The following is a 20951-nucleotide window of genomic DNA, read 5'->3' on the forward strand; positions in this document are numbered from 1 at the left end:
GGCCGTCACCCGCGAGGGTGGTATTCACCAACTGAGCTGGATTTATCACCGGTTGGCAGGCATATGCTCACGCTCACTACATCAGACATGCGTCGGCCCCCGACCGGGAGTGCAATCCCGGTCGAGGGCCTGACCACCGAGGAAGTAGGAGCTTCCCGATGGATACCCAGCAGAATAGTGCGCTTGCGCTCGCCTTGGCGGACGTTCCCGGACCTCTCCCCACGTCCGGCGTGATCCACATCCTGATCCCGCACACCAGCCGCTTCACCGTCGTCGGCAACCACCTCGCCCAGCACACCGGCCTCAGCTCCACGGCCGTGGGCATCGCCGTACGCATCCAGTCGCTGCCCCAGGGGACCGAGGTGGGCGTGAAGGCACTCGCCGCCCGCTTCCCCGAGGGCGAGAGGCTCGTCGCCTCCGCCCTGCGCGAGCTGGAGGCCCACGGCTACCTGCAACGCCTGACGATCCGGCTGCCGAGCGGCCGCATCGTCACCCGCACGGTGTACTGCAACCAGCCCACGGCCCTGCCCGCCGCGACCGCCCCGCCCGCCGCACTTCCCGCGCCCACCCCGCCCTCGGCCGCGCTTCCCGCTCCCCCCGCGCCGGGTGCCGTACCCGTCGTCCCGGGTGCCGCGTCCGCCGCACCGGGTGGCGTAACCGCCGCACCTGTCGCCCGGCCCATGCCGCCTGCCGTCCCCCCGTCCGCCCCGCCCGCCGCAGCGCTGTCGCCGTCGCCGCCCCGGCGGCCGGCCCCCGGCCCCGTAGCCCCCGGCCCCGCAGCGTCCGCGTCCGGAGCGCCCGGGGCCGCGCCGCGCCTCCGCCCCCGCAGGACGCCGCCGCATGCCGCGACGACCGCGCCGAAGCAACCCCCGTACGCCCCGCCGACCGCCGCGACGACCGCCCCAGCCCCCGGCACGGCCACACCGGCCGCCGCGTACCCCACTCCGGCCCCGACACACCGCGCCCCGGCAGGCCCTCCGGTCTCCGTGCCACCGCCCACCGCGCCCAAGCCCCCGCCCCCGCCGCTCCCCCAGCCGCGCGACCTCGCGCCCGAACGACTCCGCGCCGCGACCGCCCTCCTCGCCGACCTGCGCCGCCACGCACCCGCGCTCGTCCTCTCCGAGAACGACATCCACCGCCTCGCCCCCGACGCGGCCGCCTGGCTCGAACGCGACGCCCACCCCGACGCCCTTCGGCACGCCCTGACCGACGACCTTCCCCAGCCGCTGAAACACCCGGCCAAGCTCCTGCGGCACCGCCTCGCCGCCCTCCTGCCTCCGCCCCTCCCCAGCGCCACCGATCTCGCCCCCGTGGCCCGCCGTACCGCCGTCGTCCCCCTCCAGAACTGCGACACCTGCGACCGCGCTTTCCGATCCGCCGCCCCCGGCCACTGCCGCGGCTGCCAGGCCGGGGTCACGCGGGCCGCCGCCTGACGCGTACGCGCGCGCCCGGCTGCGACGGCGCTCAGCACCCCGGCGGCCGTCGGGTCGGGGCCGCCCGCCCGGCATGACACCATCGAGCCGTGCTCGACATCGGCTACTCCCTCTCCCGTCGCTTTCCCGATCCCCCGCAGACCGACTACCGCCGCGCGGACGTCCACGCGCTGCGGCACGATCTGTTCTCCGGCGACGTCTACCTCGCGGACACCGAGGCGGACCGCGAACTGTCCACAGCCTGGGGATGGGTGCCGGTGCTCGACTTCGCGTGGGCCCTGTGCGACATCGTCGAGCAGATCGACCGCGACCCGCGCGGCAACCGCTCGCACCGGCAGCAGTACGCGGAGCTGGACTTCACCGAGTCGTCGGACCGGATGATGTTCGAGCGGCGCTTCGGCTGGGTCGACGTCGAGGCGGACTGGATGCCCGGCGACGAGCCCCCGCTCACCTTCAGCCACTCGCTCCTGCGCCGCGAGGCCCGCGACTTCCTGCACGACCTGATCGCCGACCTGGCCGACATGCACGACGGCCTCGCCGACAACCCCGTGATCTGGGACCTCCAGGCCCGCTTCCCCCGTACATGACCCACCCATGGCGCGCCGGTGGCGCACCCGTGGCCCATCTGCGGAACGCCTCCGAGTGACGCCTCCCGCCCCGCGGCCCCCTCACCCCTCCACGCGCACCCCGATCTGCGCCGCGAACGCCGGCGCCAGCTCCATCAGCTGCGACGGGCTGATCACCGCGCCCGCCAGCCGCTCCACGCCCCGCGCGATGTCCAGCTCGGCCACCGCACGCAGGTCCACCGACTCCATCCGCACCGCGCTGAAGTCCACCCGCTTCAGCACGCACTCCCGGAACTCGACCCGGACCAGGTGTGCGCCGCCGAAGTCCGGCTCGGACAGCACACAGTTCTCGAAGACGACGTCCTGCAACCGGGCGTTGCGCAGATTCAGGTAGTCGATCTTCCCACCCCGCACCACCACCCGCTCCAGCACCGCCCCGTGCAACTGCGTCCCGCCCAGACGCGCGTCCACCACCTCCATGTCCCGCAGCGACGCCTCCGCGAGATCGGTGCCCACACCCCGGACCCCCGTCAGCACCGCGTCGACGAAACGGGCCCGCACCAGCTCCGTACGGTCGAGGCCGCAGCCGTCCAGCGCACAGTCCATGAACCGCGCCCCCGGCCCCGAAGCGTCCGCCAGATCCACCCCGTCGAACCGCAGCCCGTCGTAGTCGCCGTCCGGCTCCAGGCCCTCGCCGTCATACGGAACGAGAGGCGGCAGGCGCACCTGAGGCCGCCTCGCCGCCGTGGTGGCGTCCTTCTTGCTCCCGGTCCTGCCCGCTCTCGCTGCCATGCCCTCCATCGTGACGCACCCCACTGACAGTGCCCCCGTGCCACGAGCCGCGGGCCCCGGACCGCCGCGTCGGCCCCGGAGCGGAGGCCCCCGGCCATGGACCGCGTCCACCTCATCGGCTGCGGCCCCGAAGCCGCCACGCTCGCCGTGCAGGCCGCCCGGCGGCGCCCGGAACGCGGTTGACCTCAAGCGCGCCTGAGGTACGAGGGTGGGGAAGCCCACCCCGCCTGCCCAGGGAGTCCGCCCATGCACGCCGTACGCCTCCATGCCTTCGGCCCCGCCGAGAACCTCGTGTACGAGGAGACCGAAGACCCCGCACCCGGCCCCGGCCAGGTCCTCGTCGCCGTCGAGGCGGCCGGGGTGCATCTGCTGGACACCGCCCTGCGGGAAGGGCAGGCGGGCCCCTACCCGGCCCCCGCCGAGCTGCCCACCATCCCCGGCCGCGAGGTCGCCGGCACCGTCACGGCGCTCGGCGACAGCACCGGGGCCGACTGGCTCGGCAAGCGCGTCGTCGCCCACCTCGGCGCCGCCCCGGGTGGTTACGCCGAACTGGCGGTCAGCGGGTCCGACCGGCTCCACGAGATCCCCGAAGGACTCGACGCCGCCGAGGCCGTCGCCATGATCGGCACCGGCCGCACCGCCCTCGGCATCCTCGGGTTCACCCCGCTGGGGCCCGCGTCCGTGGTCGTCGTCACCGCGGCGGCGGGCGGCATCGGCACGCTCCTCGTCCAGTACGCCAAGAACGCGGGGGCCACCGTGATCGCGCTCGCCGGAGGCCCGGCGAAGGTGGCGCGGGCGGCGGTGAACGGCGCCGACCTCGCCCTCGACTACACCCGACCCGACTGGCCGCGGCACGCCCGCGGACACCTCGCCGCGGCGGGCCTGCGGGCCACCGTCGTCTACGACTCCGTCGGCGGGACCACCGCCCGCGCCGCCGTCGACCTCCTCGGCCCCGGCGGGCAGCACATCGTCTACGGCTGGTCCGGCAGCGGGCTCCACGACGGACAGCCGCTCACCTTCACCCCCCAGGAGCTGGCCGAACGCTCCATCACGTCCTCATCCGTCCTCGGCCCCCGGATGATCGAGAACGGCGGCGGACTGCGCGCCCTGGAGACCCGCGCCCTCGCCGAGGCCGCCGCCGGCCGGCTGCGTCCGGCCGTCCAGCGCCATCCCCTCGCCGAAGCGGCCGCCGCGCACCGCGCGCTGGAGACCCGCGGGACGATGGGCAAGGTGGTCCTGGAGCCCTGAGGGCGGGCCCCGCCTCCGGACAGCGGCTGCCGGAGGCCCCCAGCTCCGCCAGCGCCCCGTCCGTCAGCCGGTACACCGTCCACCCCCCGCCGCCCCCGGCTCCGGCAGTCAGTCGCGGGGCCAGGGCCGGCCGTCGAGGCGCTCGATGGAGAGGTTCAGGCGGCTGAGGGAGGCGGCGAGCTGCTCCGCCTCCTCGGGCGTCCAGTCGGCGAGAACCTTCGCGAGGCCCGCCAGGTTCCTGCCGCGGTCGTTCTCCAGCCGTCGTTCGCCCTCGTCGGTGATGGCGAACTTGCGGGCGATGCCCCCGTCGGGGTCCGGGATGCGCTCGACGACCCCGGCGCGCAGCATCGCGGCGGTCTGCCGGTTGAGGGTCGAGGCGTCCAGGCCGAAGGCCTCGCTGAGCTGGCCGATGGACATCGGGCCCTCCACCTGGATGCGGCTCAGCAGGATGTAGGCGCTGCGGTCCAGCCGCCATTCGACGCGCGGGCTCAACAGGTGCATGTACCGGCCGAGCAACATGGTCTCGCGTTCGATCCGGTCGAGGGGCATGTCCACGCGTCGCTTCCTTCGGCTCCTGCGGCTCCCGGCCCGCGCCTGCGGTGCGCGGGCTGACGGCCACCTCTCTCACGATAGATGTGCGCCATACACAAATTATGCATGATGCACCTTCCATGTATCGTGCACATCTACCGCAGGGCGTCGGCACACGACGTGGAGAACAGGCCCGCAAGGGCGAGAGGGAGCATTCCGTGGACACTTCACCCCCCGCGGCCCGCCCGGGAGGCGTGGTCGGCATCCTGGCCTTCGCCGGGATCGTGGCGGCACTCACCCAGACGCTGGTGGTGCCGCTGATCGCAGAACTGCCGAAGCTGTTCGACACCTCCGCGTCGAACGCCTCCTGGGTGATCACCGCCACCCTCCTGGCCGCCGCGGTCTCCACCCCCGTCGCGGGGCGGCTCGGCGACATGTACGGCAAGCGGCGCATGCTGCTCGTCTCGCTCGCGCCCCTGGTCCTCGGCTCCGCGGTCTGCGCCCTGGCGTCGTCGGTGGGCCCGATGATCGCCGGCCGCGGCCTCCAGGGCCTCGGCATGGGCGTGGTCCCCCTCGGCATCAGCCTGCTGCGCGACGTCGTCCCGGCCGAGCGGCTCGGCCCGTCCATCGCGGTCATGAGCGCGTCGATGGGCGTGGGCGGCGCGCTGGGCCTGCCGGTCGCCGCCGCCATCGCGGAGAACACGAGCTGGCGGGTGCTGTTCTGGGTGGTCGCGGCCCTGGCCCTCGCGGTCGGCGCGCTGATCCTCGCCCTGGTCCCGGGGGACCGCCCGGCGACCGTCTCCGGCGGCTTCGACCTGCCCGGGGCCATCGGCCTGGGCAGCGCCCTGGTCTGCCTGCTCCTCGCGGTCTCCAAGGGCGCCGACTGGGGCTGGGGCAGCGCCACCACGCTCTCCCTGTTCGCCGCCGTGCTCGTCCTGCTGCCCGCCTGGGCCCGGTGGGAGCTGCGCCTGAGTCACCCGCTGGTCGACCTGCGGGTGGCGGCCCGGCCCCAGGTGCTGATGACGAACGCGGCGTCGGTCCTGGTCGGCTTCGCGATGTACGCCCAGTCCCTCGTCGTCCCCCAGCTGCTCCAGCTGCCGGAGGCCACCGGGTACGGTCTGGGCCGGTCGATGCTGGCCATGGGCCTGTGGATGGCCCCGGCGGGCCTGATGATGATGGCGATGTCCCCGGTCGGCGCGAAGCTGTCCGCCGCCAAGGGCCCCAAGGTCACGCTCGCCGTCGGCAGCCTGCTCGTCGCCGCCGGCTACGGCCTCTCCGTCCCGTTGATCGGCTCGGGCTCCCCGTGGAGCCTGCTGCTGGTCACGCTCGTCTGCAACGCCGGCGTCGGCTTCGCGTACGGAGCGATGCCCGCGCTCATCATGAGCGCGGTGCCTCCGTCGGAGACCGCCTCGGCGAACAGCTTCAACGCCCTGATGCGCTCGATCGGCACTTCCTTCGCGGCAGCGGTGATCGGAGTGGTGCTGGCCAGGATGACCACGGACTTCGGCGGCTTCCCGCTGGCCTCCGAGAGCGGCTTCCGCGCCGCGATGCTGATCGGCTGCGCCGTGGGCCTCGCCGCCGCCGTCGTCGCCGCGCTCATCCCCGTACGCGGGACGCCGGCGGCGGCGCGGGGCGCGGACACGTCCGGCCCCGCCGCGACCGGCCCGTCCGCCGAAGAGCCGGAGGCCTCCGGGGCGAGGGCCTGACCCCGGAGGCCTCCCGGGCATGGGCCTGACGGCGGGCCGGCGCCGCGCGGCCCGCCCCGCCCCTCAGCGCGTCAGCCGCAGCCGTCCGGCCCTGGCCGTCGCCACCAGCTCCTCGACGGTGGCGAGCTTCACCCGGGGCCGCCCGTCGCGCCGCCCCTGCTCCCGTTCGGCGCGGTCGATCGCGGCCAGACCGCGGGCGTCCACGACGCGGCGGTTGCGCCGGCGGGCGAGCCGGCGGAACGCCTTGGCGTCGCCCGTCGGCGCGGGCAGGGCCCCGGCGACCGCGTCGGCCAGGAGCGTGCCGACCGTCTCGGCCGCGCAGGTGCGGTTGGCGCCGATCCCCCCGGACGGCCCCCGCTTGATCCAGCCCACCACGTAGGCGCCGGGCAGCCCCGCCACCCGGCCGCCCTCGTGCGGGACCGTGCCCGTGGCCTCGTCGAACGGCAGCCCGGGGACCGGCAGCCCCCGGTAGCCGATGGCTCGCAGCAGCAGCCCGGACCGCAGGTCGACCGCGCCTCCGCCGCCTCCCGCCCCGCCATCCGTGACGCGCACGGCCCGCACAGGCCCGTCGCCGGCCGTGCCGTCGCCGGGGCCGCCGCCGAGGATCTCGACCGGCTCCGAGTGGAAGCGCAGGACGATGCGCCGGGGCGACCCCTCGTCGGCCGGCGGGGACGCGGGGTCCGTCCGCGTCCGGGCGAGCCCCCGGAGCACCCCGGCCCGGTCTCCCGCGCCGGCCCCGTCGATCGCGGCGGCCGTCCGTGGATCGTGGTCGTCCACGAGCAGCTCCACACCCGGCAGGTGCTTCAGAGCGAGCAGTTCGGACCGGGTGTACGCGGCGTCCTTTGGACCACGTCTCCCCAGCACCACCACCTCGCGGACCCGGCTCGCCCGCAGGGCGGCCAGCGCGTGGGCGGCGATGTCGGTGCCGGCCAGCACCTCGGGGTCGGAGACCAGGATGCGGGCGACGTCGAGCGCCACATTGCCGTTGCCCACCACCACGACCCGCTCGGCGGACAGGTCGACGCCCTGCGCGACGGCCTCCGGATGCGCGTTGTACCAGGAGACGAACGCCGTCGCCGACAGGCAGCCGGGCCGCTCCTCCCCGGGGATGCCGAGCCGGCGGTCGGTGGACGCGCCCACCGCGTAGACGACCGCGTCGTGGTGGGCGGCCAGTTCGCCGGCGGTGACGTCCCGGCCCACCTCGATGCCCAGGTGCAGCCGGACCCGGGGGTGGGAGTGGAAGCGGGAGAAGGTGTCGCCGACCTTCTTGGTCGCGGGGTGGTCCGGCGCGACGCCGTACCGGACCAGACCGCCGGCCACCGGCAGCCGGTCGATCAGGGTCACCTCCGCGCTGGTGTGCAGCAGCAGGTCCTGGGCGGCGTACATCCCCGCCGGACCGGTGCCGACGACGGCCACCCGCAGCCGCGCGAAGTCCGCGGGGAGGCTGCGCTCGAAGACCGGCTCGCCCCAGGCGTGGAAGTTGGGCCCGGTGGGCTCCGGTCGCTGCGGCTCTTCGCCCTCGTAGTAGGCGGCGTTGATGGCTGCGTACTCCCGCTGGCCGGCGGACAGGGCGTCCGCCGGGAAGATCGCGTCCACCGGGCAGGCGTCCGCGCAGGCGCCGCAGTCGATGCACGCCCGGGGGTCGATGTGGAGCATCTCCGTGCTGCCGAAGGCGCGTTCCTCCGGCGTCGGGTGGATGCAGTTGACCGGGCACACGGCCACGCAGGTGGCGTCGCTGCAACAGGTCTGGGTGATGGCGTAGGTCATGGCCTCTGCTCAGATCAGGTTGGCGCGCTTGTAGAAGGCGAGGGCGGGCCGGGTGAGCAGCCGGGCGGAGGCCAGGAAGTCCATCAACCCCGAACAGCTGGACCGCATCATCGACTTGTGGTGCTCGTTGCTCCTGGCGGCGGCCAGCGCGCGCCGCTTGTCGAGACCGGCGTTCCGGTAGACCTCGGGGTTCACCATGCTGGTGACGATGAAGTAGGAGGCGACGGCGACGACGAACGCGTTGATCTGCCGCCGCGCCCAGCCCGCGCCCTCCAGCCGCTTGAGCGTCTCGTCCCGGGCGAACTTCATGTGCCGGGACTCCTCCACCACGTGGATGTTGTTGATGGTCCGCACGAACGGAACGACCCTCTCGTCCCGCATCCAGTCGCGCTGCATCACGTCGAGGACCTCTTCCGCGACGAGGATCGCCGCGTACGCCGCCTCACCGAACGCCAGGGTCTTGAAGGCGCGGCCCAGCTCCATCACCGCGCGGCGGGGCCGGTAGTGCGGGGCGCCGAGCTTCTGGGCGCCGCGCGCGAACATGATCGAGTGCCGGCACTCCTCTGCCACTTCGGTGAGCGCCCACTGGAACTCCGCGCCCGCCGGGTTCTTCATGTATATGTCACGCAGAACCATCTGCTGGAGGATCATCTCGAACCATATCCCCGTGCTGGCGACCGAAGCCGCCTCCTGCCGGGTGAGCTCCTTGCGCTGCGCGTCGGTCAACTCCGCCCAGTAGGAGGTGCCGTAGAGCGAGCTCCACTCCGGGCTCGCACCGTGGAACTCCTTGTCCAGCGGGGTCTCCCAGTCCACCTCCGCGGCCGGGTCGTACGCCAGCTGCGCGGCCGAGCCGAGCAGCCGCCGCGCGACGTCGTCGCCCTCGGGACGGTTCTGGACCTTCGACGGAACGGTGCTGCCGGCCATGCTGCGGCTCCTTGGGTCGAGTGCGGTGATCCTTGATCGCGGTGACGTGTGCGCACGACAGCCGTGCTGTACGGGCCGGGAGCCGGCGCCGAGGGCCGGCCCGGAACCGAGGGCCCGGGGGGCGGCCCCGCCGAGCACCTCTCCCGCTTGTTAGACGCAAGGTATAACAAGGAGCCTCGGCAGGCCTACCCCTCGGTAGGAATCGGTACGGACTCTCACACCGTCTCCCCGTCAGGGACGCCGCGCACCCTCCGCGCCCGGAGCGCACGTCAGCTGTCGGGAGCGGCCGCGCGGGTGGATGCTGGAAGGGTGCGCACCGCTCTGCGAGGAGGACGCTCATGTCGCACCGGACAGTCGACGACACGGCGGTCGACAGCATGGCGGCCGACGCGACCGCGGCGCCGTCGATGCACAACGCGCAGCCCTGGCGCCTCACGTACAGCCGCGGTGCGGGCATGTTCACGCTGCGGGCGGACCACGACCGGACGATGCCGGCGGCCGACCCCACCACCCGCGCCCTGCACATCGGGTGCGGCGCCGCCCTCTTCAACCTGCGGGTGTCAGCCGCCCACCTGGGCCTCTCCCCCTCCACCGCACTGCTGCCGGTCCCCTCCGACCCCGCGCTCCTGGCCCACGTACACCTGCACGGCACGACCGGGGGCGGTCCCGGGGGCGCCCCCGGCCCGCCCCGCACCGCGGCCGACACGGGCCTGCGGGAGCTGCACGGGGCCATCCGGGAGCGGCACACCAGCCGGTACCCGTTCGACGACGACCTGCCCGTGCCCCCGGAGGTCCGCGGCCTCCTCGGTGAGGCCGCGCGGCTGGAGGGGGCGCACTTCTCGTTCCTCTCCGCCACCCACCTGGAGACGGTGCGCGACCTCGTCCGGGACGCCGAGGGCTACGACCGCGGCGACCCCGCACGCGAGGGCGAACAGCGCCACTGGACGCGGAACACCCACCACGAGGCCCCCGTCGACGGCGTACCCGACTACGCCTTCGGGCCCGCCGACGCCTCGGGCCGGGCCGTCAACCGCGACTTCGCCGGAACCACCCCCGTACCGGGCCGCGCGCGGGTCCTGTTCGAGGACCGCCCCCAGCTGGCCGTACTCAGCACGACGGCCGACCGCCCCGCCGCCTGGCTCCGGGCGGGCCAGGCCCTGGAACGGGTCCTGCTCACCGCCACACTGCACGGGGTCGCCAGTTCCTTCCTGACCCAGCCCCTCGAATGGGACGACCTCCGCTGGCTCCTGCGCGAACCGGTCCTCGGCAAGGGCCACGCCCAGATGGTCCTCCGCCTCGGCTACGGCCCTGCCGGCCCCCGCACCCCCCGCCGCCCGGTGCGGGACATCCTGACGATCACCCCGTGAGGGCGCACGACGACGGGCCTCCGGCACGTGTCAGAGGCCCGCCGTCGTGTACCGGGCGGCGGGACCCCGTACGGGAGGCGACCGCCGCGGGGGGTGGCCGTCGCGGGAGGCGGTCGCCGAAGAAGGCTGACCGGTTCGGCATGTGAACGCCCGGAAGGGGCCGCGCAGCCGTTCAGCGCGTGGACAGCCGGAAGGTACTGAGCACGGCCTTGTGGTCGGTCGGCCAGGTCCAGGTGGGCTCCCAGAACTCGTCACGGCCCGACTCCCGCACCCGCTCGCTGCGCACGATGGTGCTGGACGGGCCGACGATCACGCTGTCGAGCAGGCGGATGCGCCGGTCCGGGTGGTAGAAGACGAAGTCGATGCGGTCCCGCTCGTCGGCCTTGGGCGCCCAGGTGAGCTGCCCGACATCGGCGCCCGGGTTGTCACTCGGCCAGGTGAAGCCCGGCGTCCGGACGGGGTCGGGGTGGACCGCACGGTAGCTGTCGCGGAAACCGGCGTCCTCGACGGCCTTGGTCGTCGACCACGCGACGACGGCGCCGTGGTGGTCGAAGAGGTTCCGCGTGCGGTGGCCCCAGTCCCGGTGCGAGGGTTCGTTGAAGTCGCCGGCCAGCAGCGTGATCCGTCCCTTGGCGCGCTCCTCCTCCGCGTCCGCGAGCACCGTCCGCGTCACTCGCGTACGTCCCGAGGCCTCGTTGAGACGCATGATCAGGCCGACGTCGGTGATCGGACCGGTCGGGATCTCGCCCCAGCCGTACTCGGAGGTCTCCAGGGGCGCCGGCGTGCCGCCGCCGTAGGCGCGCGGGAGGTAGTTGACGTAGTAGCGGTACTCCAGGTGCCCGGAGTAGGCCGCCACCTCGGTGCCGTCGACCGAGACGACCGCCTTCGACCAGGACGGGAAGGACGCGCGCTCGATGACCGGGTAGCGCGAGATCACTCCCGGATCGGTCGGGTTCTCGTTGTCGAAGTAGGTCAGCCCGCGCTCGGCGAGATCGGCCAGGAGGGCGGCCACCCTGGCGGGGTTCGACTCGCTGAGCATCACCACGTCCGGCTCGACCGCGGCGACGGTGTCGGCTATCCCCGCGCGGCCCCCCGGCACCTGGTTGCCGCCGTGCCAGATGTTGAACTGCATGACCTTGAGCGTCCGCTTCGAGGGCCGGCGCCCCCTCCCCGCCCCCTCGCCCCGCGGCGCGGCCTGGGCCGCACCCGCCCCCAGCACGCCCGCTCCCACGGTCGCACCGACCATCCCGAGCAGCTCGCGACGCTTGACCATCCATGACCTCCGGTTGCCGCCCCCGACCACGGCCCGGGAACGATTCAGCACGGGCCGGGACAAAGTGTCGAGGCGTCCGGTGTATGACGCATGAACCCGGCCGCAACGTCGGGTGATGCGACGATCAACACCACCCCGCCGCCCGGGTGTCCCGCCCGCCACTCCCCCGCCACTCCACGGCGGGACCGGTTCGCCGCCGAGGCACAGGGCGCGCCGCCGGGCCCACCGGCCCACGGCGTCCGATCGGAACCGGTCAACTCCTCACCGCGGCGCGGACCAGGGGGAAGGCCGGCTGCCCAACCGGGGCCTCCGGTGCTGGAATGGCCCCATGGCCGACACACCACCCCGCACCGGTACGCCCGCCCCGCACCACGACACCGACCTGATCGTCATCGGCGGCGGGCCGGCCGGCTGCGCCGCCGCCCGCACGGCCGCAGGCGTCGGCATGCGCTCGATCCTGGTCGAACCGGACGCGCTGTGCCGAAGCCTCCACCGCATTCCGGCCCTGAACAACGTCCTCGGCGGCCACACCGCCGGCCCGGCCCTCGCCGAGGCCATCACCACGGAGCTGGAGAGCACGCGGCTGTGCCGCCTGGAGCTGGGACGCCACGTCGTCGCACTCCGCTCCGCCGAGGACCGCGTGACCGCCACCCTGGACACCGGCGCCTCCCTCACCGCCCCGTACGCGGTCGTCGCCACCGGCGTCGCCCCCCTCCGCCTCCGCGACGCCCCGTGGATCACCGCCCCCAGCGGCCTCGACCTCCCCCCGCTCTGGCAGGCGGACGCGGGCGGCACCGCGGGGCGCACCCTCCTCGTCCTGGGCGGCGACCGCCCGGTCGGCACCTTCCTCCGTGCCCACCCGGACACCGGCGTCCGCCTGCTCGTGGCCTATCCGGAGGCCGACGCGTACAAGGTCGAGGAGATCCGGGACGACCCCCGCGTCACGCTTCTGCCCGTCGAGCACGTGACCCTGCGCGCCCGGGGAGGGGGCGCTCCGGCAGCGGACACGGTGAACCGGGACGGCACACGCCACACGATCACCGCGGACGCCTGCCACCTCAGCATCGGCAACGCACCCACCGCCCCGCCCGGCGACCTGGTCCGGGGCCCCGACGGCTACTGCCCGCCGACCGACCAGCACCCCCGCGTCCTGGTGGCCGGCGACCTGCGCTCCGCCCGCTTCCAGCGGATCATGGCGGCCATGGGCTCCGGCAGCGAGGCCGCTCTGCACGCCTACTACACGGCACGGGGGCTGCACGTCCGGGCCTGACGGGCGCGGAGTCGCACCCCGGGGCGCTCCGCCGGCCACGGAACGGGGACGACGACAAGAGGCGCCACACGGTTGCAGGCGTCCACAGCGCCTCCTGCGGCCGGTCCCGCTCCTCGCGGGAGCACTTCCAGGAGCGCTTCGACCGTATCCAGGACGAACCGCCATGCCGGGAGGCAGGCGGCAGTCGAGACACCGAAGCCGGCTGCCAGGGCGGGCAGCGTCTCGTTCCCGCGCGGCTGCACCAGCGCGAGCAGGGCCTGCTGGAAGCGCCCCGGTTGCCGCCACCGCGAACGGCGTCACGTCTTCGCGTGCAGACGAGTCAGGAAACGTGCGCGACCAGCCCATACGGGACATCGAACATGGCACGATACGGGACCGAGCGAGGCTCCCTTCAGGGCAGATGGGGGTGAGGGGTCTCCTGTTCGGTCCGGTAGTCGCAGACCATGAGGAGGACTGCCGCCCGCCGGCCACCCAGTGAACGGACCTTGTGGGGCGTCGTGGCCTTGAAGTAGACGGAGTCGCCGGAGCCGAGCTCGATGGAGCGGGAGGGGAAGAGCAGGTCGACTCCCCCCTGGTGAACGAAGAGGAATTCCTCCCCCGGGTGGTCCCGGAACGGCACCTCGTCGGCGTCATGGGGTGGATACAGCATGAACGGTGTCATCTGCTTGCTGCCCGCCTGGAGCGCGATGCCTTCGTAGCGGGAGCCCGACTCCGCGCCGGGCGTGAGGGGCGTGCGCTCGCCGGCTCGGGTCACGGTGACGTCGGTGAGCTGTTCGGAGTCGACGAAGAGCCGGTCGAGGTGGACGTCCAGTGCCCGTGCGAGCGCGGTGGCGACGGCGATCGAAGGCATGCTCTGACCACGTTCGACCTTGGACAGGTAACTCTTCGTCACACCGGCGCGGGTCGCCAGCGCTTCGAGGGTCATCAGTCTTTCCTTACGCAACTGTCGTACGCGATTGATCACCGCACTGTCCTTTCGCGCCGCCCCGCCGGCCGGTGAGCCGGCAGTGATCCTAATGCTTTCCGCACGGCCGCCTCCTGGGCCCAGGCAGCCGCCTCGGGCACCTGCCGACCGGTAGGGCACTTCCTTCATGACACCTTGTGTCATATAGTGGTCGCAGTTTCCTGGCGGTGGCTCTCCGATGACCGCCGGCTACTGGCGTGCTGGGCATACCGGCGTGCGGAAATGGAGCAGAGATGGCAACGACACTGCACGACGACAAGGACGTGCTCGTCGGTCGCGCGGAGCGGCAGATGGGTGAGCACTTCGGTGACTCGGGTCTGACCATTCGTCAGAAGTTGGCCCTGACGTGCCGCATCCTGTTCGACGGCGGCCACGATTCCGGCCTCGCCGGGCAGATCACAGCCCGTGGCGAGGAGGCGGGCACGTACTACACGCAGCGGCTCGGTCTCGGCTTCGACGAGATTACGGAGCAGAACTTGCTCTTGGTGGACGAGGACCTGAACGTCCTGGAGGGGGAGGGCATGCCCAACCCCGCGAACCGTTTCCACTCCTGGATCTACCGGGCGCGTGAGGACGTCACCTGCATCGTCCACACGCACTCCTTGCACACGGCGGCACTGGCCATGCTGGAGGTGCCGCTGGTGGTCTCCCAGATGGACACCACGCCCCTGTACGACGACTGCGCCTTTCTCAAGGACTGGCCCGGCGTGCCGGTGGGCAACGAGGAGGGCGAGATCATCTCCGCCGCGCTCGGTGACAAGCGGGCCATCCTCCTGGCCCACCACGGGCAGCTGGTGACGGGCGGCACGGTGGAGGAAGCGTGCAACCTGGCGATCCTCATCGAGCGCGCCGCCCGGCTGCAACTGCTGGCCATGGCCGCCGGAACGATCCAGCCGCTGGAGCCCGCTCTCGCGCGCGAGGCGCACGACTGGACTTCCTCGGACCGGCGGGACAAGGCGAACTTCGCTTACTACGGCCGCCGGGCCCTGCGTCACCACCCCGACTGCGTGACCGAGGGGACGGCCCTGTGATGTCAGACCCCACACTGGCCGGAATCGTCGCCTACCCCATCACTCCGTTCTCCCCCCACACCGGCGAGCTGGACCTGCCGGCCCTGCGCCGGCTGGTCAAGGACCTGGTGGACTCCGGCAGCCACGCCGTTGCCCCGCTGGGCAGCACCGGTGAGAGCGCGTACCTCCGCGAACGCGAATGGGACGCGGTCTGTGAGACCACTCTGCAGACCGTGGCCCGCCGTGTGCCGACCCTGGTCGGCGTCTCGCACTGGAGTACGGAGACCACCGTACGGCGCGCCCGGGTGGCTGCCCGGAACGGAGCCACCGCCATCATGGTGCTGGCCCAGACGTACTGGAAGCTGACCGGGGACGAACTCGAGCGGCACTTCGCCACCGTCGCCGCGGCGACCGACCTGCCCGTGATGCTCTACAACAACCCCGGCACCAGCGGCATCGACCTGCTGCCGCAAACCGTCGTGGCCCTCGCCAAGAAGATCCCCAACCTCACGATGGTCAAGGAGAGTACCGGCGACGTCGCGCGGTTCGCCGCCATCAGGGAGTTGTCCGATGGCACGCTGTCGGTCTACAACGGCAACAACCCGGTCGCGCTCGATGCGTTCCGCTCCGGAGCTGCGGGCTGGTGCACCGCGGCGCCCTGCCTGCTGCCCGCCCGGTGCCTCGACCTCTACACGGCTGTACAGCAGGGTGACCAGGAGCGAGCGGATGCCTTGCTGGAGGCGCAGCTGCCGTTCCTGAAGTTCATCGTGGACCACGGGCTGCCCCGGGCCATCAAGGCCGGCCTGGCGCTCCAGGGCCGCCCGGCCGGGCCGCCTCGGCCGCCGCTGCTGCCGCTGACGGACGGGGAGACCGACGTCCTCGGCAAGCTGCTGACACACCTCGGTTCACACCCGCTACGGACCGACGCGGCCTGAGAGCCGCTGCCCACACGAGCGGCGGGGGCGGCCGGCACCGTCCGGCGCCCCCGTTCCCGCACCGAGCACGACCTCGCCGCCCCGACGCCTTCCACTGGCTTCGGAGCCGACACGGTGGCCCCGGCCCTGAGGCCCTGGGCCGCCTGACAGGCAAGGTCGTCGGCGACCTCGGTGCCGGAGCTGCGAGGCAAGCCGCCCGCCTCACTGTCCAGGGCGCCCCCGCACGCGCCGATGCCCCACTCGCGCAGACAGAAAGAAACCCCGGGTCACGAGCTGTGTGACCCGGGGTTTCCCCAGAGCCCCCTGTCGGATTCGAACCGACGACCTACGCATTACAAGTGCGTTGCTCTGGCCAGCTGAGCTAAGGAGGCGTGCCGGAGCAGTCTAACCAACCCCGCGCCCCGATCGTCCGCGATTTCGGTGTGCTCCGGACTACTGACAGATCGGGAAACGACAGGTAGCGTCACGGCAGGTTCACTCCAGTGGACCAGACCACTCCCTACTCGGATCGTCCGGCACGTTCCTGCCGGTGGAGGAGAAGAATCAGCATGGCCAGTGTCACGTTCGACAAGGCGTCCCGCGTCTACCCCGGCTCCACGAAGCCGGCTGTGGACCAGCTGGAGATCGACATCGCGGACGGCGAGTTCCTCGTCCTCGTCGGTCCTTCCGGTTGCGGCAAGTCGACCTCCCTGCGCATGCTCGCGGGTCTCGAGGACGTCAACGGCGGCGCGATCCGCATCGGTGACCGCGACGTCACCCACCTGCCGCCCAAGGACCGGGACATCGCCATGGTGTTCCAGAACTACGCGCTCTACCCGCACATGTCCGTCGCGGACAACATGGGCTTCGCGCTCAAGATCGCCGGTGTGAACAAGACCGAGATCCGGGCGAAGGTCGAAGAGGCCGCCAAGATGCTGGACCTCACCGACTACCTGGACCGCAAGCCGAAGGCGCTCTCCGGTGGTCAGCGCCAGCGTGTGGCGATGGGCCGGGCCATCGTGCGGGAGCCGCAGGTCTTCCTCATGGACGAGCCGCTGTCGAACCTCGACGCCAAGCTCCGTGTCTCCACCCGTACGCAGATCGCCTCGCTCCAGCGCCGCCTCGGCATCACGACCGTCTACGTCACCCACGACCAGGTCGAGGCCCTCACCATGGGCGACCGGGTCGCGGTGCTGAAGGACGGACTGCTCCAGCAGGTCGACTCGCCGCGCACCATGTACGACCGCCCGGCGAACCTCTTCGTCGCCGGCTTCATCGGCTCGCCCGCGATGAACCTCATCGAGGTCCCCATCACCGACGGCGGAGTGGAGTTCGGCAACAGCGTCGTCCCCGTCTCCCGCGAGGCGCTCACCGCCGCCGCGGACCGCGGTGACTCGACCGTCACGGTCGGCATCCGTCCCGAGCACTTCGACATCGTCGAGCTCGGCAGCGCCGCCGCGGCGTCCCTGGCCAAGGAGTCCTCGCAGGAGCCGGCCGGTCTCGCTGTCTCGGCCAACGTGATCGAGGAGCTCGGCGCCGACGGGTTCGTCTACGGCTCCACCACCGTCGGCGGCGAGCACAAGGAGCTGGTCGTCCGCGTCGGCGGCCGTTCCGTCCCGGAGAAGGGCGCCGAGCTGCACGTCGTCCCGCGCCCGGACGAGCTCCACGTCTTCTCGACCTCGACCGGCGAGCGCCTCACCCGCTGACCCGCTTCCCGCCGTACGCGCGGCCCCGCGCNTGGGCGCGGGGCCGTCTGCGTGGTCCTGGCGGGTTCGGGTTTCGGAGCCGGGCGTCGGCAAATACCCCGGCACACGGGTCATTTCGCCTCGGTTCGTCAACCCCGCATTCGAAAGGGCGCATCGAACCATCCCCCACAAGAGTGACGAAATGCCATCGAGTCATCACGGAACGCTACGCTCGCTGCGTGACCCACACCGCGCGCCGCATCGGCCGATCCCTCGCTCTCGTCCTGCCCGTCGTCATGGTTCTGTCCGGGACCCTCGCGGTCACCAGCGTTCCGTGGGCGGCGACGGACAATGATTCCCAGCTGCTGGCCGCCTCTTCGGAGACCGTGTCCAAGCCCGCGAAGCCCAGCGCCCCGCAGGACGTCCTGCGGCAGAAGCTGCTCGTGGAACTCCAGGAGAAGGACCCGGGCGTCGCGCTGACGAGCCTTCAGCGCGCCGTCGAGCAGCGTCCCTCGCTCGCCCGCCACTGCATGTCGATCGCCAGGGCCCTCGGCAAGGCCGCCGTCGAGCAGTACGGCCCGTCCCGTGCCCACCGCTTCTCCCGCCCCGTCTGCGACACGTCCTTCGCTTCCGGAGTCGCTCAGTTCAGCTGAGGCCCCCAGCCGGCCACAGCCGACCTCGTGCCCCGAACCGACCACGGCTGACCTCGTAGCCCCAGGTCGGTCACGGCTGACCGCCCAAGCCCGGGCCGGCCCCCTCGTAGCCCCGGACGGCCCCTGGCGGCCCCTGGGAGCCCCGACCGGCTCCGTGGCCCAGCTCAGGCCGCCGACCGCCTCAGGCCTCGGCGGGCGGCCCCGTCTGTCCGGCCGGAGTGGAACACCGCCCCTCCCCGGGGAGCACCGTCCTCCCCGGGCGGGCACCGCATATCGTGCCCCCCATGCACACGTATCCGACGCAGGCCGTGATCCTCGCCGGTGGCCAGGGGTCGCGGCTGCGGCCGTACACCGACGACCGCCCCAAGCCGATGGTCGAGATCCCCGGGACCGGGACTCCGATCATCGGCCATCAGCTGTCCTGGCTCGCCGCCGAAGGCGTCACCGACGCCGTGGTGTCGTGCGGGCACCTCGCCGAGGTCCTCCAGGAGTGGCTGAAGTCCGCCGTCCTGCCGCTCCGGGTCACCACCGTGGTGGAGACCGAGCCGCTGGGACGCGGCGGCGGGCTGAAGTACGCGGCCGGGCGGCTGCCCGATCCGGAGCAGCCCTGGTATGCCACCAACGGCGACATCTGGACGCGCTTCTCCCTGCGCGAGATGGCCGCCTTCCACGCCGAACGCGACGCCACGGCCACCCTGGCCCTGGCCCGGCCCCGGATTCCGTGGGGCGCGGTGGAGACGGACGCGTTCGGCCACATCACGGACTTCATCGAGTCGCCGCCCTCCCCGTATCTGATCAACGCCGGCGTGTACGTGTTCTCGCCCGCGTTCACGCGGCTGCTCCCGGACCGGGGCGACCATGAGCGGACGACGTTCCCTCGGTTGGCCCGCGAGCGCAGCCTGGCCGGTTACCCGCTGCCGCACGGGGCCTACTGGCGGGCCATCGACACCGCGAAGGACCTGACCGAGGCGGCACGCGAACTCGGCTCCCACCGGGGCTGACAGAGCCGCCCGGACCGAACAGGGCCTTCCCGCACCACGACGAGGGGCGGCCCCCGCCCTCATCGGGTGGGGACCGCCCCTCGTGGCCGTGCGTCGTGCGTCGTACGCGGTGCCTCGTACGCGGCGGGTGCCTCGCGGGCCCTGCCGGGTCAGCCGAGGAGGCCGCCGATCGGGTTGCGGCCGCCGCCGGAGGTGGACCCCTCGCCGCCGGAGGAGGTGGAGCCGCCGGTGGGCTCCGGTTCGCCGCCTCCGGAGGAGCCGTCGCCGCCGGTGGAGCCCGAGGAGGTGGGTCCGGCGGTGGTGGTGGCCGGGGGCTCCTGCGGGGTGGTCTGCTGCGGGGGCTCCTGGCCGGTGCCCTGGGTCTCGCTGGGCGCGCTGCCTGCCCCGGCGTCCCGGCTGCCGGAGTCGCGCGTCGCGCCCGGCGCGACCTCGCCCGTGGCGGGCGCCGTGGCGGCGTCGGTGGCCGTGGGCTCGGGGCGTCGCCGCTGTTCCGGCGTCCGGGAGGCCTGGCGCTCGCCGGTGGACTCCTGGGGCAGCGGCATCCCGGGGAGGCGGTTGGTGGGGTTGTCGTCGCGGCCGGGGACGGTGACGACCTCGGTGGAGCGGACCGCCCCGCCGAGGACGGACCCGATGAGCAGGGTGAGACCGACGACGACCGTCGCCACGACGGTGCCGCGGCGCAGCACCCGGCGGCGCAGGTCCCAGATCGCCGAGCGCGGGCCGAGCTTGCGCCAGGCCTCCCCGGCGAGGCGGCCGTCCACGGAGAAGACGGGGGCGCCCGCGATGATCAGGGGGCTCCAGGCGGCCAGGAAGATGATGTCGGGCGCGTCGTACACCGCGACCGTGCGCCAGCTCACCGTCACCAGCAGTGCGGCGGAGAGCAGCGCGCCGACCGAGGCGGCGACACGCTGCCAGAGGCCCAGGACGGTGAGAACGCCGACGACGACCTGGAGGAAGGCGACGGACAGTCCGGCGCCCACCGGGTGCGAGAGGGCGAAGTCACGCAGCGGCTCGGCCACCGCCCAGGGGTGCAGCGAGGTCAGCCACTTCACCATCGAGCCGCGCTCGCCGCCGTCGAAGTAGACGGGGTCGCACAGCTTGCCCATGCCGGCGTAGATGGAGATGAAGCCGAGGAAGACCCGCATCGGGAGCAGGACGACGCCCAGGTTCATCCGGTGGCCCGGGTAATAGGCGTGCCGGACGGAGTCGTTGCCCTGCCGCCGGCCGCGGGGCTCCGCCGCGTCGTCGTAGTCGTCGTCCCCGTCGAAGCCGTCGAGCGACTCGGGGCCGCCGGTCGGGCCGGGCCCGTCGAGGGAGTCGTACGCGCCGACGGCCTGCCGCATGGGCGGCAGGAGCGGCCCGGTGCGCGCCGGACGCTCCCGGGTCAGCACGGGGTTGGGCTGTGTCTCCTCCAGGAGCGGGATGACCTGCGTCGCGCCCGTCGCGTGGCCGTCCGCCGTCGTCCCGCCGAGCTCGGCGTCGAGGTGTCCGGCGGTGGAGTTGCGGACGGCCTGGAGAAGGCCCGTCGCGCCGGGGTCTCCGGGAGCGGACTTCCCGCTCCAGACGACCGGTGCCCGCCTGCGGCTCCCTGCGGCGCCGCTCAGGACGGGGATGCGGGCCGTGTCCGCGGGGGCGCCGCGCAGCCGGGTGCGCTGGCCCGGGGCGAGCCGCACCCGGAAGCTGGCGTGGTTGACGATGACCTGCGCGGGGTCGCTGTCCACCTTGGTCATGCTCAGGGCGGGTTGCTCGTCGAACCGAGGCGTTCTGGTGTCCACACTCATCTAACCGAGTGATGGGTGCTTAGGACACTGCCTTGACCACCCGGATGTGTCCGAGAACCGTCAAGA

At 73.1% G+C, this 20951-nt stretch carries 18 protein-coding genes and 1 tRNA gene; 11 read left to right on the forward strand and 8 right to left on the reverse strand.

Going from position 1 to position 20951, the window contains the following annotated elements; all coding sequences use genetic code 11:
* Positions 1 to 158 precede the first annotated feature (158 nt).
* Positions 159 to 1433: a hypothetical protein gene (locus V9U70_RS08355; RefSeq protein ID WP_336673837.1), complete on the forward strand. Its 1275-nt coding sequence runs from the start codon at positions 159 to 161 to the stop codon at positions 1431 to 1433.
* 89 nt (positions 1434 to 1522) lie between these two features.
* The gene (locus V9U70_RS08360; protein ID WP_336673838.1) at positions 1523 to 2020 is read left to right on the forward strand and encodes a hypothetical protein; all 498 of its coding nucleotides are present in this window, start codon (positions 1523 to 1525) and stop codon (positions 2018 to 2020) included.
* Positions 2021 to 2101: 81 nt separating this feature from the next.
* Here the strand turns inward: V9U70_RS08360 and V9U70_RS08365 are convergent, their stop codons facing one another.
* A complete protein-coding gene (locus V9U70_RS08365; RefSeq protein WP_336673839.1) occupies positions 2102 to 2800 on the reverse strand; it encodes a pentapeptide repeat-containing protein in 699 nt (232 codons plus the stop codon).
* Between the two features lie 237 nt (positions 2801 to 3037).
* Between V9U70_RS08365 and V9U70_RS08370 the strand changes: the two genes are divergently transcribed.
* Positions 3038 to 4039 carry a zinc-binding dehydrogenase gene (locus V9U70_RS08370; RefSeq protein ID WP_336673840.1) on the forward strand — a complete coding sequence of 334 codons (1002 nt, stop codon included), beginning with the start codon at positions 3038 to 3040 and terminating at the stop codon, positions 4037 to 4039.
* A 108-nt stretch (positions 4040 to 4147) separates the two neighbouring features.
* Here the strand turns inward: V9U70_RS08370 and V9U70_RS08375 are convergent, their stop codons facing one another.
* A complete protein-coding gene (locus tag V9U70_RS08375) occupies positions 4148 to 4594 on the reverse strand; it encodes a MarR family winged helix-turn-helix transcriptional regulator (RefSeq protein WP_336673841.1) in 447 nt (148 codons plus the stop codon).
* 194 nt (positions 4595 to 4788) lie between these two features.
* Between V9U70_RS08375 and V9U70_RS08380 the strand changes: the two genes are divergently transcribed.
* On the forward strand, positions 4789 to 6276 hold the full coding sequence (locus tag V9U70_RS08380; protein WP_336673842.1) for an MFS transporter: 1488 nt from the start codon (positions 4789 to 4791) through the stop codon (positions 6274 to 6276).
* A 63-nt stretch (positions 6277 to 6339) separates the two neighbouring features.
* Here the strand turns inward: V9U70_RS08380 and V9U70_RS08385 are convergent, their stop codons facing one another.
* Positions 6340 to 8043, reverse strand: coding sequence for an FAD-dependent oxidoreductase (locus V9U70_RS08385; RefSeq protein WP_336673843.1), 1704 nt, complete (start codon positions 8041 to 8043; stop codon positions 6340 to 6342).
* Positions 8044 to 8052: 9 nt separating this feature from the next.
* On the reverse strand, positions 8053 to 8967 hold the full coding sequence (locus tag V9U70_RS08390) for an AurF N-oxygenase family protein (protein ID WP_336673844.1): 915 nt from the start codon (positions 8965 to 8967) through the stop codon (positions 8053 to 8055).
* A 338-nt stretch (positions 8968 to 9305) separates the two neighbouring features.
* On the opposite strand from V9U70_RS08390, the gene V9U70_RS08395 reads away from it, so the two are divergent.
* The gene (locus V9U70_RS08395; protein ID WP_336673845.1) at positions 9306 to 10334 is read left to right on the forward strand and encodes an Acg family FMN-binding oxidoreductase; all 1029 of its coding nucleotides are present in this window, start codon (positions 9306 to 9308) and stop codon (positions 10332 to 10334) included.
* A 172-nt stretch (positions 10335 to 10506) separates the two neighbouring features.
* Here the strand turns inward: V9U70_RS08395 and V9U70_RS08400 are convergent, their stop codons facing one another.
* Positions 10507 to 11607 carry an endonuclease/exonuclease/phosphatase family protein gene (locus V9U70_RS08400; protein ID WP_336673846.1) on the reverse strand — a complete coding sequence of 367 codons (1101 nt, stop codon included), beginning with the start codon at positions 11605 to 11607 and terminating at the stop codon, positions 10507 to 10509.
* Positions 11608 to 11935: 328 nt separating this feature from the next.
* Between V9U70_RS08400 and V9U70_RS08405 the strand changes: the two genes are divergently transcribed.
* Positions 11936 to 12877, forward strand: a complete 942-nt coding sequence (locus V9U70_RS08405; protein WP_336673847.1) for an FAD-dependent oxidoreductase — start codon at positions 11936 to 11938, stop codon at positions 12875 to 12877.
* Between the two features lie 391 nt (positions 12878 to 13268).
* Here V9U70_RS08405 and V9U70_RS08415 read toward each other — a convergent pair whose 3' ends face one another.
* Complete coding sequence (locus V9U70_RS08415) at positions 13269 to 13841, reverse strand: helix-turn-helix domain-containing protein (protein ID WP_336673848.1); 573 nt, start codon at positions 13839 to 13841, stop codon at positions 13269 to 13271.
* Positions 13842 to 14074: 233 nt separating this feature from the next.
* Between V9U70_RS08415 and V9U70_RS08420 the strand changes: the two genes are divergently transcribed.
* Positions 14075 to 14872 (forward strand): aldolase, encoded by a 798-nt coding sequence (locus V9U70_RS08420; protein ID WP_336673849.1) that lies wholly within the window; start codon positions 14075 to 14077, stop codon positions 14870 to 14872.
* On the forward strand, positions 14872 to 15786 hold the full coding sequence (locus V9U70_RS08425; RefSeq protein ID WP_336673850.1) for a dihydrodipicolinate synthase family protein: 915 nt from the start codon (positions 14872 to 14874) through the stop codon (positions 15784 to 15786). The genes V9U70_RS08420 and V9U70_RS08425 overlap by 1 nt, the downstream gene beginning before the upstream one ends.
* Positions 15787 to 16083: 297 nt before the next feature.
* On the opposite strand, the gene V9U70_RS08430 is transcribed toward V9U70_RS08425, so the two are convergent.
* Positions 16084 to 16157: transfer RNA gene (locus tag V9U70_RS08430), tRNA-Thr, on the reverse strand.
* Between the two features lie 177 nt (positions 16158 to 16334).
* On the opposite strand from V9U70_RS08430, the gene V9U70_RS08435 reads away from it, so the two are divergent.
* From V9U70_RS08435 to V9U70_RS08445, 3 genes are all read left to right on the forward strand, one after another.
* Complete coding sequence (locus tag V9U70_RS08435) at positions 16335 to 17471, forward strand: ABC transporter ATP-binding protein (protein WP_336673851.1); 1137 nt, start codon at positions 16335 to 16337, stop codon at positions 17469 to 17471.
* A 218-nt stretch (positions 17472 to 17689) separates the two neighbouring features.
* A complete protein-coding gene (locus V9U70_RS08440; protein WP_336673852.1) occupies positions 17690 to 18103 on the forward strand; it encodes a hypothetical protein in 414 nt (137 codons plus the stop codon).
* A gap of 284 nt (positions 18104 to 18387) precedes the next feature.
* Entirely contained in the window at positions 18388 to 19104 is a 717-nt protein-coding gene (locus tag V9U70_RS08445; protein WP_336673853.1) for a nucleotidyltransferase family protein, read from the forward strand.
* 149 nt (positions 19105 to 19253) lie between these two features.
* Here the strand turns inward: V9U70_RS08445 and V9U70_RS08450 are convergent, their stop codons facing one another.
* Positions 19254 to 20885 carry a DoxX family membrane protein gene (locus V9U70_RS08450; protein ID WP_336673854.1) on the reverse strand — a complete coding sequence of 544 codons (1632 nt, stop codon included), beginning with the start codon at positions 20883 to 20885 and terminating at the stop codon, positions 19254 to 19256.
* Positions 20886 to 20951 lie beyond the last annotated feature (66 nt).

Origin of the sequence: Streptomyces pratensis (assembly GCF_037137275.1) — a bacterium.
Lineage (GTDB): Bacteria > Actinomycetota > Actinomycetes > Streptomycetales > Streptomycetaceae > Streptomyces > Streptomyces pratensis_B.

Bases quoted from the DNA above. Each gene is read 5' to 3' on its own strand.
- V9U70_RS08355 (WP_336673837.1), top strand. From the start codon at position 159: ATGGATACCCAGCAGAATAGTGCGCTTGCGCTCGCCTTGGCGGACGTT.
- V9U70_RS08365 (WP_336673839.1), bottom strand. From the start codon at position 2,800: ATGGAGGGCATGGCAGCGAGAGCGGGCAGGACCGGGAGCAAGAAGGAC.
- V9U70_RS08370 (WP_336673840.1), top strand. From the start codon at position 3,038: ATGCACGCCGTACGCCTCCATGCCTTCGGCCCCGCCGAGAACCTCGTG.
- V9U70_RS08385 (WP_336673843.1), bottom strand. From the start codon at position 8,043: ATGACCTACGCCATCACCCAGACCTGTTGCAGCGACGCCACCTGCGTG.
- V9U70_RS08390 (WP_336673844.1), bottom strand. From the start codon at position 8,967: ATGGCCGGCAGCACCGTTCCGTCGAAGGTCCAGAACCGTCCCGAGGGC.
- V9U70_RS08395 (WP_336673845.1), top strand. From the start codon at position 9,306: ATGTCGCACCGGACAGTCGACGACACGGCGGTCGACAGCATGGCGGCC.
- V9U70_RS08400 (WP_336673846.1), bottom strand. From the start codon at position 11,607: ATGGTCAAGCGTCGCGAGCTGCTCGGGATGGTCGGTGCGACCGTGGGA.
- V9U70_RS08405 (WP_336673847.1), top strand. From the start codon at position 11,936: ATGGCCGACACACCACCCCGCACCGGTACGCCCGCCCCGCACCACGAC.
- V9U70_RS08420 (WP_336673849.1), top strand. From the start codon at position 14,075: ATGGCAACGACACTGCACGACGACAAGGACGTGCTCGTCGGTCGCGCG.
- V9U70_RS08425 (WP_336673850.1), top strand. From the start codon at position 14,872: ATGTCAGACCCCACACTGGCCGGAATCGTCGCCTACCCCATCACTCCG.
- V9U70_RS08435 (WP_336673851.1), top strand. From the start codon at position 16,335: ATGGCCAGTGTCACGTTCGACAAGGCGTCCCGCGTCTACCCCGGCTCC.
- V9U70_RS08445 (WP_336673853.1), top strand. From the start codon at position 18,388: ATGCACACGTATCCGACGCAGGCCGTGATCCTCGCCGGTGGCCAGGGG.
- V9U70_RS08450 (WP_336673854.1), bottom strand. From the start codon at position 20,885: ATGAGTGTGGACACCAGAACGCCTCGGTTCGACGAGCAACCCGCCCTG.